The sequence below is a fragment of the Clostridium sp. YIM B02555 genome, assembly GCF_022320955.1.
GTDB classification, from domain to species: Bacteria; Bacillota; Clostridia; order Clostridiales; family Clostridiaceae; genus Clostridium; species Clostridium saccharoperbutylacetonicum.
The window spans coordinates 112696-128496 of sequence record NZ_JAKJJY010000013.1 but is presented as its reverse complement, the minus strand read 5'-3'; the positions used below and the strand labels follow the sequence as shown (position 1 = coordinate 128496).

5 protein-coding genes are annotated in these 15801 nt (G+C 27.7%); all 5 read right to left on the bottom strand.

Going from position 1 to position 15801, the window contains the following annotated elements; genetic code table 11:
* Positions 1-9: 9 nt before the first annotated feature.
* The 5 genes from L3B98_RS17685 to L3B98_RS17665 all read right to left on the bottom strand — a co-directional run bounded on the left by L3B98_RS17685 (position 10) and on the right by L3B98_RS17665 (position 15761).
* Entirely contained in the window at positions 10-2472 is a 2463-nt protein-coding gene (locus tag L3B98_RS17685; RefSeq protein ID WP_238917720.1) for a condensation domain-containing protein, read from the bottom strand.
* Positions 2473-2487: 15 nt separating this feature from the next.
* Positions 2488-6315 carry an SDR family NAD(P)-dependent oxidoreductase gene (locus L3B98_RS17680; RefSeq protein WP_238917719.1) on the bottom strand — a complete coding sequence of 1276 codons (3828 nt, stop codon included), beginning with the start codon at positions 6313-6315 and terminating at the stop codon, positions 2488-2490.
* 75 nt (positions 6316-6390) lie between these two features.
* Positions 6391-9384: a type I polyketide synthase gene (locus tag L3B98_RS17675; RefSeq protein WP_238917718.1), complete on the bottom strand. Its 2994-nt coding sequence runs from the start codon at positions 9382-9384 to the stop codon at positions 6391-6393.
* Positions 9385-9678, bottom strand: a complete 294-nt coding sequence (locus tag L3B98_RS17670; protein WP_015390530.1) for an acyl carrier protein — start codon at positions 9676-9678, stop codon at positions 9385-9387.
* A gap of 5 nt (positions 9679-9683) precedes the next feature.
* Positions 9684-15761, bottom strand: coding sequence for a thioester reductase domain-containing protein (locus L3B98_RS17665; RefSeq protein ID WP_238917717.1), 6078 nt, complete (start codon positions 15759-15761; stop codon positions 9684-9686).
* Positions 15762-15801 lie beyond the last annotated feature (40 nt).

Sequence of the window (15801 nt, the reverse complement as noted above, 5' to 3'; positions counted from 1 at the left end):
TTTTTATATTTAAAATTTTAAGATTTCTACTTCATTTTTCTTTTCATCTAATAATAAATACTTTTTATCCAAACGTTCTGAAATTTCACTTATTGTATTGCAATCAAAAAGTTCTGCAATGTTAACCTTCATGTTAAACTCTTTATTAATCATATTAAGCATTTTAATAATCTTTATTGAACTTCCACCTACCTCAAAAAATTTATCATAAAGTCCAAATTCACTATCGTCTCCAAGGATTTTTCTCCAAATATCAGTAATCTTTTTTTCTGTATTACTTATTTTTTCTTTATAATATACAATTAAATCTTCGAAGCTATTTTCATTATTAAGTGTGTTATCTCCATTATTAGGCATATCTTTACAGTATTTAAATATTATGCTTTCACTTTTATTGTTCTTATAAATAGCTTGGATCATATCTTCACTAAGTTTTTCACCATTTTTGGTACTAAAAATAATGTCAAATATTTCTCCATTCACCTGTTGTATAACTGCTATATCTTTAACGTTAGAATTTAATGAAAGTTCCTTTACTGCTGATGTAATATTCTTCACATTATTTAATATCTTATTTGAATTACTCTCTTTTGTCTTATATATTATTGTAGGTATAATTCCAATACACTCTATAACACTGTTCTTAGTGATTTCTGAATTTCCATCATAATATAATATTAAATTTTTATTTTTATCGTAATTAAGTTCACAAAATGCGAAGTCAAACTTTTCTTTTAAGTTTTTCTCTGACTCTCTTAAATCAATAATTTTATTATTAAATTCTATTACTCTTGATTTATATTCTATAATACTAAAATCACCATTTTCATCTACGCATGCTCTTTCACCAGTTGCATACCACTCACCATTTTGTTTGAAATATATATCACCTTCAAAACCAATAGGAACTGAATGTTTTGATATGTCAAGTAATGCCATTTCAGAATTAATAACAGCGATATTCTCTTCTAAAATATTAACTTTATCTAATAACTTTTTAGGAGTATATTTGATCTGAAGTTCTTTAAATCTTTCCTTTAATTTCTCTACCTCCACTAATTTACAATCAAATACTTTTTGGTTTACATTTGATACAGCTTCATGAATTACATGTATAAAAGCCTTAGCTATATTGGTAACTCTTTCTGCTGAAAATAACTTAGTTGAATATTCAACCTGCAATTCTAAATCTTCGCCGTTATCCCATATTATCATACACATATCAAGCTTATAATCATTTGCATTATTACGTTTTAAAGTATGCATTATAGCACTACTTCCGTTAACAGGTATCATTTCACCTTCTGCACATCCTTTAAGCAATTTTTTGCTATGAACTGCAAAAATAACTTGATATAAAGGATGTACATTATCAAGACGTTGAAAAGGAACATTTTCTATAATATCACTTAAAATAACATTAGAATGGTCCATGCTTTGAAACATTAAATCTCTTACTGTTTCCATTCCATCAATTATAGAGCTATTTTCATTACATTTAACTGGCATAATAACAACCGATGCAAAATCTCCTACTAAATTAACAGTTCTTAAATCATCTCTATTTGCAAGAGTTGTACCTACATTCATTGAAGATTTATTAGCATATCTAGTTATAACTATAGAAAAAAGACTTAAAAGAACCGCGTGAAGATTACTTTGAGTTTCTTTTACAATATTTTTAAGTTTTTGAGTTGTTTCTTTATCTAATGGAAAAGTAACCATATCAGATCTTTTTTCTCTATCACTAGATCTACTATATACTGTAGGTAAATCTAAAAAATGTTCTGAATCACTTAATTTTTCTTTCCAAAATGAAATATTATTTTTTAATTTATTTTGCATTCTTTCAGTTTTTTCACTAACAATATGATTTGCATACTGGTATGAAGTTTTTTCTTGCTTTATACCAGCATATCCATCCATAATTGTCTTACATATGACACCATCAGACCATCCATCACTAATTATATGATGCACTGATAAGAACAGTACTTCATAATCCTTATTAATTTTTACAATCTGAAATTTTATAGGATTTTCTTCAAAAAGGTTAAAATTCCTCAGCGTAAACTCTAATTCTTTTTCCTGAAGTATTTTTTCAATTTCATCTTTTGATGTATCCGAAATGTCAACTTCTTCAATCACCGGCTTACTATCCTTATCAAAATACTGATATGGTACACCATCTAGTTCTATATATTTAAAAGAAAAAACATCTTGAGTATCCCATAACTGCTGTATTGCCGATTTTATTCTTTCATGTCCTACATTATCTTTAAATTCAATTTTAAATGCAGCATTATAAAATGGATTTTCTCTTCCAATATCTGTTTTATATACACACCACATACCAGTTTGATTATTTGCTAAGGGATATATTCCAAACTCTGATCCTCTCTCTTTTATTGTATCTATGAATTTTTTCTTTTTTTCTTCTGATAAACCGTTAATCTTCTCTAGCAAGTTCATATTATATTATCCTCCCTAACGCCTGCGATTTTTTAACATTTCTTTTCTTTTTCTTATATTCCCACTATCTTTTTTCTTAACTTCTAAGTTGCCATTGTTTTTATTTTTAGAATATAAATAAGTTGATAGTTGATAAATATTAGGATATATCATAATATCAATTGGTTTTATATTCATATTGAATTCATAACTAATAATTTCTACAATCTTAAAAATAGTCAATGAATTTCCACCTAAATCAAATATATTATCATTAATATGGATCTCTTCAACTTTGAGATTATCCTTCCATATCATCATTAATTTATTTTGTAATTCACTAATATTAGCATCTGAGTTAAATCTAGATTTATCAATTTTACATACAAGTCTTGATGTAAGATTTCTATAATTTTCTTTAATAATGCTCTTTACCTTCTGAACTTTATTTTTATCATCGAGATTAATTACCAGACTCATATCATAAAAATCGTGAACTTGGTATCTCATCTTTAAACAATCTCTATTTATACCAACATATGATGACTTTATATTGTTTTCAATTATAAAATTTAGATAACCAATTCCCTGATCTATATCTAATTCATTAAAACCACCAAAAACAGCTGAACTTGAATTGCTATATTTATTTAAACCAGTCTTACTCCACATACTCCAATTTATACAAAATACTCTTTCCCCCAAATTTATAAGGCTTTGACAATAATTTTCCTGCAGTGTATTAGCTAATGAATATGCCCCCATTGATATTCCTCCAAAATTACCTGTAAGAGAACAAAATACAATCATTGAAGCATCTTCTTTTGATTTTCTAATTTTTTCAAGGTTATATGTTCCCAGAAGCTTAACTGATGACGAATCTAACATATTCTTAAATTCTTCATTTTCTAAAGTGTGGTCAGATAAATTATCAAAAAACACTTCACTGTTATCTGATGACATTTTTCCAGAAAGATTAACTATTGTAGAAAGTTTAATTTCAAATTGATGTTCAGCCTTATTTACAGAGTCCAAAATTTCTTGATAATTTGTAACATCTGCTTTACAGTAAATCACATCTTCAGAAATATTAATCAATTCATTGTATCTATCAATATTTTTTTCTAAATCAGAGCTACCAATAATCAAAAGCTTTGAATTATACTTGTTTATTAAATACTTAGATACATGAATACCTATTCCTCCAAGGCCACCAACTACTAGAACTAAACTATCATATTGTATTATTGCTTCATTACAATTGCCCTTGTTTGCTGTTTTTAAACATGGAATATATCTTTTTGAATCACGGTATACTGCAACTTCATCTTTTATGGAAAGATTCAATTCATTTACTAAAAGAGAAATATTCAATTTATCAAAATCAACAATTCTACATCGTAAAAAAGGATTTTCTAAGCATACTGTTTTCAATAATCCATTAATAAAACCATTATTAATTCTAAAGGTCATATCTGATTCAAAATTAATAGATTGTTTTGTTGGAAATATTATTGTTAATTTTTTTGATATTTTCATAATATCTTTTATATGTGTACTAGCTTTATCTAAAATATAACTAAGATTTTGCGACGAGATTTCCAGATCATTTTCATCATAGAAAAAGAAATCTAAAAGTATATCATTTTCCTGAGCATCTGCTATATTATCTATAGACTTGAATGAAACGTTATTTTTTTCAAATAATTCATCTATATTTTTATCATTATTAATTACACATATATTACTTAATTGTTTATATTGAATTTCTTTTCTGACCCATTCTTTGGTTAAAATATAATTTAAATTTTCATCCTCAATCTTATTTATGATTTCATTAAACTTACCATCTAAAAAAGCAGATTTATAGTTATTTCTTTGCTTTTTACCAATTTCCGTTGTCTGCAATTCTTCGCTTAAAAGAGGTATTACATATTTAGGATTTAATAAGCATTTTTCTCTAATTTGATTCTTAACTTTTAAAACAAGCTCTTTTAATTCTTCAATATTTGCTTCATCTTTCAATAATTCTTCATCCTTAGGTGAAAAGAATACTAAAATCATTTCATTATCATCATCTTTTAATTTCACCGAAGTTGCTACCGAAAATGATGCATTTACTTCATCCATATCATCTACTGCTGCTTCAAGATCCTGTACAAAATAATTCAAACCATTGATGATAATTATATCTTTTTCTCTAGCTGTTAATACTAGATTATTATCTTTTATATATCCTATATCACCTGTGATTAAATAACCATCATCTGTGAATGATTCATTATTAGCTTTTTCATTTTTATAGTATTGAGAAGTAAATGACTCTCCTTTTCCTTGAACATGTCCAATTTCACCTTCTTTAGCCACATTTCCATCTTCATCAACAATACGTATTTCAGCTCCTGGCATAGGTGCTCCAACTGGTAAAAACTTATCATCATCGCTGTTATTATAATATGAAAAATCATTATAATATGTAATGCAGGAAGATGTTTCAGTCATTCCAAAAGTTAATTTTAATGCATCTTTAGGTAACGAATATTTTTCTAACTTTTTCAAGAAACTTCTTAAATTTTTACTAACATTTGCTTCTCCACCAGAAAATACATAATTTAATCGTGATAAATCCCAATCATAATCTTTATCATCTTGAATATAATTATTTACTAGAGTATAAGCAAAATTTGGTGCCCATGTGATGGAAACTTTGTATTTACTCATTAAATCAATCCACATCAAAGGCTTGTTTAATATAACTTCCGAATTCACTTGAATTTGTAGAATATTAAGATATACATCTCTTATGTGCGACCATATAAGACCTGCCGCATGAGTTAATGTCATCCAATTAAAATCTACTTCATTTTCATTAAGATTATACATTTGAATTTCCCCAAGAGTCCTTCCAAAAATATTCTTTTGGCTTAATGTAACTCCTTTTGGCATTCCTGTACTTCCTGAAGTAAAGAGAATTAAGCTTGTTTCATTAATATCCCAATCATAATAATTCTCAAATTCTTCTGAAGCTTCAGTATCATCTATTGCTATAACATTTATATTATCTGAGAAAATTTCTCCAAGTTTAAGTACATCATCTTTTAACTTATCAGTAGTTATAATAAAAGGCTTATCAATATGTTTCCATATATTGTATATTTTTTTAGTATTGACATTTTCCACACTATAATCATCTAAGACACCTGTCGGTGCAGGAATAACTCCCAAAAGCATACATGCCCAAAAACATTTAATAAAATTTTTATTATCCGGAAGTTGAAATATTAACTTATCACCTTGTTTTAATCCTTTTTCTCTTAAGCTTGTTGCAAGATAAGATGCTTCTTTATAAAGCTCTTCATAAGTTTGCTCTTCCTGTCCATCTTTTTCAATATAAATAGTTTTCTGTTTACTTTGTGATCTTACTTTAAATAATTCAGTAAGATTTTTATATTTTCTATTATTAATTAATGGTTCTGAGGTCGATATAGCCAATTCATTACTATTACTTATTTCAATTTCATTGCTTTTAGTTCTTGCAGATTCATTATATTCTAGAGTTATACCCTTATCGGTATTCTTATAATTAATTTTAATATCATTTTTAATGTCCGATTTAAGTAAATTCTTTTCAAGTTCAAAGTATGTCTTAGATGAAATAAATCCAAATTTTTCAATACTTGTTTTATCTAATATACCTTTTTTATCTCTTGGAATATATGGAACCTGAATAAAGTCATAATCTTCTCCATATTTAGCTATATTTTTATATAATACTTCCTTATCAGCAGAAAATATCACTGTTTTTCCTATTATTTCATACTCTTTTATAAAATCAAATTTATTTAATTCCTCATATATATCCATATCATAATACTCCTTATGTGCATAAACTTTCCTTTTTTCATACTACTTATCATCTAATTTTTTACACATTAATTCTTATTCAATTTCATCAAAGATATCATTAATATTTTTTATTGTATCTTTTTCTTCTTTTACTTCCTCATTTTCAAAAGTATTGCATTCAGCTTCCTTATTATCAATTATTTCTATTAACTCAGAAATAGTTGTAATAGAATAGATTTCTTTCATTGATATTTTCTTACCTAATGCTGTTTCTATTTTTGAAGTAACAAGAGCTACTGAAAGAGAATCAAAACCAAATTCATATATATCATCATAAATACTAATTTCATCAACTCCGAAAATATCTTTAAAAATATCTTTTAATACTTTTTCAGTTATGTTATCGCATTTTAAACTTTTCTCTACGCTTTCCTTTTCTTCATTAATAATAGATACTTCTTCTGTATCACTGCTTAAAATTTCATTTTTCTCTCCAACAAAATATGGTTTATATCTCCAGAAAACTTTTCTATCAAATTGATATGTTGGTAAAGAAATTCTATAAGGTTTTTTATTATATAACTTATCCCAATCTATTTCTATATTTTTAGAATATAGCTTTCCAACAGCATTTAAGAAGCCTTCTCTTGAGTCTTCGGCTTTTAATTCCTTTAATGAAGATATTGCAGATATAGATTTATTAGATAATATTATTTTTCTTATAAGCTCTGTAAGTTGATTTGATGAACCAATTTCAATAAATATAATGTCATTTTGCAAAGCAGTTTCTTCAATAGCGTCGTAAAACTTAACAGGTGAACACATCTGATCTATCCAATAATCAATTGTTGACATCTCATTATTCTTTAAGATATTACCTGTAAGCGTAGATACTATAGAAATTGTGCTTTTTTCAAATTTAACTTCTTTTAGAACTTGTCTAAAGTCATCTGAAATTTTATTTACTACTGAGCAATGTCCAGCTCTAACTACAGGTAATTTCGAATAACTCAATTTATTTTCCTTCAACACATTTTCAAAATTTTCTATATCGCTAATAAGTCCTGTAACAAGAAATCTTTTTGAACCATTTTCTGCTCCAATAGTAACTCCTTCAGTTAATAATTCTTCAATTTTTTCTTTTGGTGCTGCAATAGCAAGCATTCTTCCTTCAGGTAATGTACCAAAAAGTTCTGTTCTTTTAATAATTATTTTAATTGCAGTCTCAAGTGTAAATATTCCTGCAATACAAGCACCTATATATTCACCTAAACTATGACCTATTATAATATCTGGCTTAACACCTATCTCATTCCATAATTTTGCAAGCGAATATCCTACAATAAAAGTAATTAACATACCAGTTACGTGCTCATCTGAAAGATCATCTTTCTCAAAATCATAATTTTTGTAATATTCCTTTAAATCTTGACCCGAAATATTTTTGATTATATCAAAACATTTATCCATTTCTCTTTTAAAGATATTATTACTTTCATATAATTCTTTTCCTATTGAATACTTATGACTACCAGATCCTGAAAAAGCAAATGCTATTTTTTTCTTGGCTTTTTCACCATTTGAAGTAGGTCCCTTTTTATCTATCATCTTAAGTTTTTCAATAAGATCATTTTTATTATCAGAAACGGCATAATATTTCTTTTCTAAATTGCCTCTCCCTACCTGCAATGTGTATGCCATGTCTTCTAAATTAACATCCTTTTTTTCTAGATATTCAGCAAGTTTTAGACAATTATTTTTTAATGCATCTTCCGTTTTTCCACTAACTACAAATAATTCTTTTTTTAATATATTTTCATGTGGCTCTTGTTCATATTCACTTAATATAGCAATTGCATTTGCTCCTCCCATTCCGAATGAACTTGTTCCTGCTATTCTTGTCTTATTACTTTCCCACTTTCTCAACCTGTCATTGACTACTACTGGGCATCTTTCTTCTAAAAGCTCACTATTAGGTTTCTTAAAATTAATACTTGGTGGCATCATCTTTTCTTTAAGCATTAAACTGGCTTTGATAACATTAATCACACCTGAAGCTGTACTTGTATGCCCTATATTGCTCTTTACTGATCCTATATATACTTTTTCGTCTTCATTATTTTCTTGGAAAACATTTTTTAATGCTCTTAGCTCAACAGAATCTCCTAATACTGTCCCTGTACCATGTGTTTCAAAATATCCCACTTCTGAAGGTTCAATATCAGCAATTGCTAATGCATCACTAATCACTTCCTCCTGTCCTTGAACACTTGGTGCTGAAAAACCAACTTTTCTATTACCATCATTATTTACATTAGTGCCTTTTAAGATTGCAATGATGTTATCATGATCCTTTACAGCGTCTTCAAGTCTTTTTAAAATTATAACTCCCATACCAGATGCTTTAACTAAACCATCTGCCTCTTCATCAAAAGCTTTGGTATAACCACTTCTAGATATAGTTGTATCAAGACTTACGCAGCCATCTTGCTGAGGTTCAATGCAAACCCCGCCAGCTACCGCCATATCACATTCATAATTTAGAAGTCCTTGATACGCCTGGTGTATTGCTGCAAGTGACGATGCGCAGGCATATTTTGACATTATACAAGGGCCTTGAAAATTAAACTTATAGGCTATACGTGTACTAAATGTACCACCAAGATTTATTTCTGCTAAGTGATAATTTAAATACCAATCACCTTTTTGTCTCATTAAATAATTCCATATATACAATTGTTCATCATATGTTGAATACAGTCCAACCTTACCATCATATTTGTCGCTATTATATCCAGCATCCTCCAAAGCTTCATATATTCCTTCAAACATGAATCTTTGCTGAGGATCTAAATTCATTGCTTCTCTTTTATTAAAATCAAAGAAATCCGCATCAAAACATTCAATATTATCTAATTTCCCATATGCTCCAACATAATTTAACTTATCCTTACTTTTATCTCTTGTTATACAATCTTTTCCTTGTAAAATATTTTGCCAAAATTCTTCTACATTGCTGGCCTTAGGCAGCCTAGCTGACATTCCTATTATTGCGACATCTAAATTATTTTCTGCATCTGCACACATTTATACCCCTTCTCTCCTTCTCCTATTTCTTAAGTTTTTCCTAGCTGTTATATTATCATCATCAGACTTTTGCTTTGTTCCTTCTTCAAGAAATAAACATAGTTTTTCAAGAGTTGGATAAGTCATAATATCTATTGGATTTACTTTTAATCCATACCTCTCTTTAGCTTGTTCTGAAATTTTATATATTGTTAATGATGAACCGCCCATATCAAAGATATTACTAGTCTCTGATATATCATCCATTCCAAGTATTTCTTTAAAAAGCGTCAAAAGTTTTTCTTTAATTTCCATAAAAATCAATCCTCTCTAAAAAAATTTATTTCTTTTAAGTATTCATATGTCTTCTTGAAATTATCATAATTAATACCCATTCTATTTAAATTCATGGAATTCAAAATATTTTGTGTAAAACTAGAATCGACATCAACTGGATGTACCTCTTCAATTACTTCCGCATTAGGAAAAATCGGAAGAATTGATAATAATAAGTCATCATTATGCTCTTCTGCATAAACAATAAGATCTTTCCGCCACTCTTCATAAGCAGCTATTTCCATGCTTGGCTCTATATTTTTAAGCCATTCAAAAACTTTACTTAAATATAGCATTTCAAATTCTAGATTATATATATTTTCATTGAAATCATATGGTCTTTTTGAAAGTTTAATAACAATATCAGCTAATATATCCACTGGAACAAGATGAAATACAATATTACTCATTATGGGCATTTTTTTTAATTTTAAGCTAGCATTTATTAATGTCCAGAAGAAATCTCTAACCTGGCATCTTCCTTTTTCTAAATCTCCTGTTATTGTTCCTATACGGTAAATTTTACATGGAAGCCCTTCTTCATTTGCAAGGCGAACAATGCTGTCTGCTACACATTTTGATAATGTATATGCATTCAATTCATGCTTATAATCAAATGTAAGTTCAGTTCTCTCATTTGCAGTAAAATTCCTCCTATTTTCTAAACAATCATAAACTGAATATGAAGAAATATAATGTAACAATTTAACCTTTTCCGCACAAGCAAACTTAATAATTCTTCTTGTTCCATCAATATTAGTAACTTTAACCTTATCAAACGGAGAAACAAAATTTACTTCCGCTGCTGAATGAAGAATTACATCTATATTTTTACAAAGATCACTATATTCGTCGTTGCTCATACCTAAATTTTCCTTTGAAATATCACCTTTAATGATGGTAACTCTATCAGAAACAAAGTAATTTTGTAATTCATACCTTTTCAAATGTTCCATAACTTTTAATTTTGCCTCGTTTCTATCTTGTGCTCTTACAAGTAAATAGATATGATAGTCTGTATTTAAAAGTAAGTATTTCAATAAATATCCTCCAAAAAAACCTGTTGAGCCACTAACTAATATATTTCTATCCTCATTAGTGACAGAGGTTTTTTCAAGATAACTTTTTACTGAAAAATCTAACTTCACCTCATTCCTTAATATTTCTTTAAATTCATCAGTATTTCTAGCTATTTCAGTAACAGACTTATCTTTAATGTTTTCTATTAAATTTGTAAGCTTTTCTATAGTTGTTGCATTTAATATGTCCTGAAATGAAACATTTACATTAAATGTATTAGCTATTTTAAATAGTAATTTTGACACTAAAATTGAATTTCCACCAATATCATAAAAATCATCATTAATACCCACTGATTGTACTTTTAATGTTTCTTTCCATATTTTAATCATTTTCTTATGATTATCTGATAGATTTTCCTCATCATATCTTTTGACTGAATTTATAGAAAGTCGTGCTAAAAGATTAAAGTCTATATCCTGTCTATTGTCAGAATTCCTAGGTATACTTTCAATATTTTGATATTGTATAGCATCTATGTCGTTTACTCTATCTCTAACTATCCTCTTAATTTCATTTAATTTATCCCCAGTATAAAAAACAGTTATATCTCTTCTGTATTTATCTTTTATAAAATGTCTATATTTCCTGAAGTTCCTATCAACTCCAATAACTCCATTTTTTATATTATGATCTAATATATATCTAAAGCATTCTATATTTTCTTCAACTGTATTTGCATAAAAACCACTTTTAGACGATGCCTTTTGAATACCTTCTGGTATTGATTCACTTATACCAACGTCTACCCAGGTACTCCAATTTATACAAAAAGTAGCTTTTTCATTATTATTTAAGTACCTGCAGTAACTATCCTGAAAACTATTTGCGGCTGAGTATGCAGATAAAGAAACTCCGCCAAAATATCCATTGATAGAACTAAACATAATCAATATTGAATTTTTTCTCTCTTCTCTTAACTTTTCAATTGCTAATGTGCTATTAACTTTTGACTTAATAACTTCCTCCATGCTAAACATAGTTTCATTTTCAATAATGTGATTACTAATGTCCTCCCAATGAGACTTTTTATTTTTATCAGCAGAAATTCTTCCTGCAAGATTAATAAACACAGTTGTTTTTTCACCAAATTCTTTTTCACACCTAGAAAGAACAGTGCTCATTTGAGTATTATCATTTATATCAACATCTTGATATATAATATTTTTAGAAATACTTCTTAAATTGTCAAAAACTTCTTTCTTTTCTCCTACAAGCTTACTTGAACCAAATATAATTAGTTTTGCATCATATTTTTCTAATAAATATTTACATACATTTCTTCCTATTCCACCTAATCCTCCAAGTAAAAGTATTACACTTTTATCCTTTATAATGTCCTCATTATCTTTAAGTTCAGGTATGCTTTCAAGAAATGATTTATAACGTTTTTTATTTCTATAGACTACTTCTGTATCTTTATTAGATGATAAAAGCTCATTAATACATAGGTCAAAATCAAAAATATCAAAATCAACTATCTTACATGACTTCTCACTATTTTCTAAGTTAAAGCTTTTTATAAAACCTCTTAATATTCCATTTTGAATGTTAAATATTTTATCATTTTCTAATACAAAAGCATTTGTTGTTGGTAAAATAATCTTCATTTTTTGTTTTAATTTTGATATTTCAGCAAAATGTTGTAATATTTTTTTAGAAAATTCTATTATATTAGTAGATTTATTTTCAATAATAGTCAAATCAATGCAGTAATTGCTTTTTATTTTTGAAATTTCATTTTCATTTAATGTTTCATATTTTAAATTACTATCAACAAATAATTTATCAACATATTCTTTATCTTCCGAAATTACAGTAATTTTATCCTTTATCCTTGTTTTAATACTTGCAGCAATATTAACTCTTTGCCAAAATTCTTCCATCACATATTTTTGCTTTAAATTTGTTCCACCCATTTTTTGAATGATATCATCGTACTCACCATTTTCGAAAGCTTTTTTATATTTACTTCTTTGTTTTTTTCCAAGCTCCGTTCTTATTGATTTACTACGCATATCAGGTATAACATATGTTGGATAAATCATACACTTTTCTCTTATTTCACGTTTTATTTTATTAACTAATTTTTTTAATGATGGTATATCGTCCAAGCTTTCTTCATTTCTAGGAGTAAAAATCACCAATACTTCTTCTTCATTCTGTTTATTTTTTATTGATGTGGCTACAGTAAATGATGGATTTACTTCTTCTAAATCCTCTACTACCGACTCAATATCTTGAACATAATAATTTAAACCATTTATTATTATTACTTCTTTTGCACGTCCTGTAAGAATTATATTGTTATCTTTTATATAACCTAAATCTCCCGTTTTAAAATATCCATCTAAAGTAAAGGATTCTCTATTTGCTGCTTCATTGTCATAGTACCCACTAGTTATAGTTTGGCCTTTTCCTTCAATGTTTCCCACAACACCTTCTGGCAAAACATTTCCTTCATCATCAGTCACTCTGAATTCATGCCCTACAGCTGGAGTACCTATTGGAACAAATTTATCCTCATCACTTGTATTATTTAACGAAAAATTATTATAATATATCATTACCGATGAAGTTTCCGTCATACCAAACGAAGGTTTAATTGCATCCTCAGAAAGCTTGTATTTCTTTAATTTAATTATGAAGTTCCTTAGATTTCTGCTTACATTCGCCTCAGCAGTAGCAAAAATATACTTTAATTTTGATAAATCCCAATCATAATATTTCTCATCTGAAAGTTCATTACTTATAAGAGAATAAGCAAAATTAGGTGCCCAAGTAATAGTTGCTTTATATTCATTAAGCAACTCAATCCACATAAGTGGTTCATTTAATATAACCTCTGATTTCACTTGAATTTGCAGCATATTTAAGTACATATCTCTTATATGTGTCCAAATTAGCCCTGCCGCGTGAGTTAATGTCATCCAATTTAAATCAATTTCATTTTCATCAAAGTTATACATTTCTATTTCACATAAAGTCCTTGCAAAAATATTTCTTTGGTTTAGCATAACTCCCTTTGGTATTCCAGTGCTTCCTGATGTAAACATGATAAGGCAAGGTTTCTCTATATCCCATACATGAGGATTTTCAAAATTCCCTCCACATTTAATAGTTGAAAAATTTAATACCTTTATCTTATTATCAACTAAACTTTCCTTAATATTGTTTATAGGCTCCACTAATTCAGACGAAGTAATAATAAAGGGATTTTCTAATAGCTTGCATATATTTAAAATTTTGTCAGTGTTTAAATTCTTTGTCCCATAGTCGTCTAACACCGCTAATGGTGCTGGAATAGCACCAATAAGTATACACGCCCAAAAAGTTTCTAGATAATCTTTATTATTAGGAAGCTGTAAAATTACTTTATCATTTGCCTTTACACCATTTTCTTTAAGTCCATTTGCTACTCGCCCTGCCTCTAAATAAAGCTGGTTATATGTCTGCTGAACCCTTCCTTCATGTTCAATATAAATAATTTTTTGATTTCCTTTTGCTCTTTCTTGGATTAATTCAGTAATACTAACAAATTTTTGTTTACTATAATCTAAGTCTCCATTTTTTATATACGAAATTTTTCCTTCAGAAATTTCTTTACTCGGGCTAATTTCAGCCATATTATTTAATGGCTGCATATCAATAAATTTTTCATCATTATTAAAATCAACTGTTATTGCGCTATCTATCCCTAAATCGTATATTTCAGAACTAATCTCATTAAGCTTATTGTATGAGATATCATTCATCTTCTCTAATTTTGAAACATTAACTTTTCCTTGTAAATCTCTTGCAATAAATGGTACTTCTATATAATTTAATGGGAAATATTCTTCTGGAAGCACTTCTTTAAGTAAACTATCTAATTTAAATCCTGATAATGCTATATCTGTGGAATAATAAACATTTGTACCTTCTACGTAAAAATCCTTTATACAATCTAATTTACATAGTTGTTCTTCTACCTCTTTTAAATTCAAGTAAGTACCATTTTTATATATTATTCCATCCTTATAGCTAATTGCTACGATTGATCCATTTGACAATTTACATCCCATATATTGTGTTAATCTAGTTTCACCACTTATTTTTTCTGCTATAAACCCAATTGCATTTTCTGGCTGAATCTGACCCGATTCATTTACAATACCTAACTTTATATTTTTTATAGGTTTTATTTCATTATATAATCCGCTCTTTCCATTAATTATAAATTCCTTAGCTGCGGATAGCCAAGTTACATTTGGAAACCCGTAATAATTGTTCCATTTTATTTCATAATCGGCAATTATATCTTTTATTTTTTTGAATTCAACTGTTTCATCGCCATAAGTAATTAAGCTTTTATTAGTACAATTATTACTTTTTTTGATTATATCAATGCCTTCGATCGGCATTATAATATTTGTATATTCCTCAAAATCTATCTCTTCATTAATACCAGCAATTGTTAAGTTACCATCCATACATAATGGCAATGTCCAAATATATTTAAATAAATCCTTTTTATTTCTATACATGAAAATTGTTTCACTACAATCTGTTTTCATTATGTTTTTGTTGAATTCAACCCAATTATTTAACATCTCTTTACGTATAAGTGAAGAAGTCGAAAAATCCGATAATTTAACATTTCCAATATATTCAATATCTTCAGGTACTTTAAAGTCTGAGACTGAATCTAAATCTGCAATAATAACATTATTAAAATACTTTTTGTCATTTTCATCATCAGATAACAAAAGATCTGTATCAGAATCCAACATCTTTAAATTATCAATTGGGAAAATTGTTCCTTTTAAACCAGCTATTGCACTACATGCTTCAATAAAATGAATAGGATTTTCAATTTTTACTGCAACAATCTTATCCTTTATATTATTTCCTATTAAACTTTGAAATTTTCCTACCTGTCTAGCAAATTGACTTCTTGTAAATACTTCACCTTTAAATTTAATAGCTAAAATCTCTTTCATCACTAAACACTCCTTTCGCCCATTTAAAATTAATTATATA

Excerpts from the sequence above, each read along its gene's own strand:
- L3B98_RS17685 (WP_238917720.1), bottom strand. The coding sequence starts at position 2,472 with ATGAACTTGCTAGAGAAGATTAACGGTTTATCAGAAGAAAAAAAGAAA.
- L3B98_RS17680 (WP_238917719.1), bottom strand. The coding sequence starts at position 6,315 with ATGGATATATATGAGGAATTAAATAAATTTGATTTTATAAAAGAGTAT.
- L3B98_RS17675 (WP_238917718.1), bottom strand. The coding sequence starts at position 9,384 with ATGTGTGCAGATGCAGAAAATAATTTAGATGTCGCAATAATAGGAATG.
- L3B98_RS17670 (WP_015390530.1), bottom strand. The coding sequence starts at position 9,678 with ATGGAAATTAAAGAAAAACTTTTGACGCTTTTTAAAGAAATACTTGGA.
- L3B98_RS17665 (WP_238917717.1), bottom strand. The coding sequence starts at position 15,761 with ATGAAAGAGATTTTAGCTATTAAATTTAAAGGTGAAGTATTTACAAGA.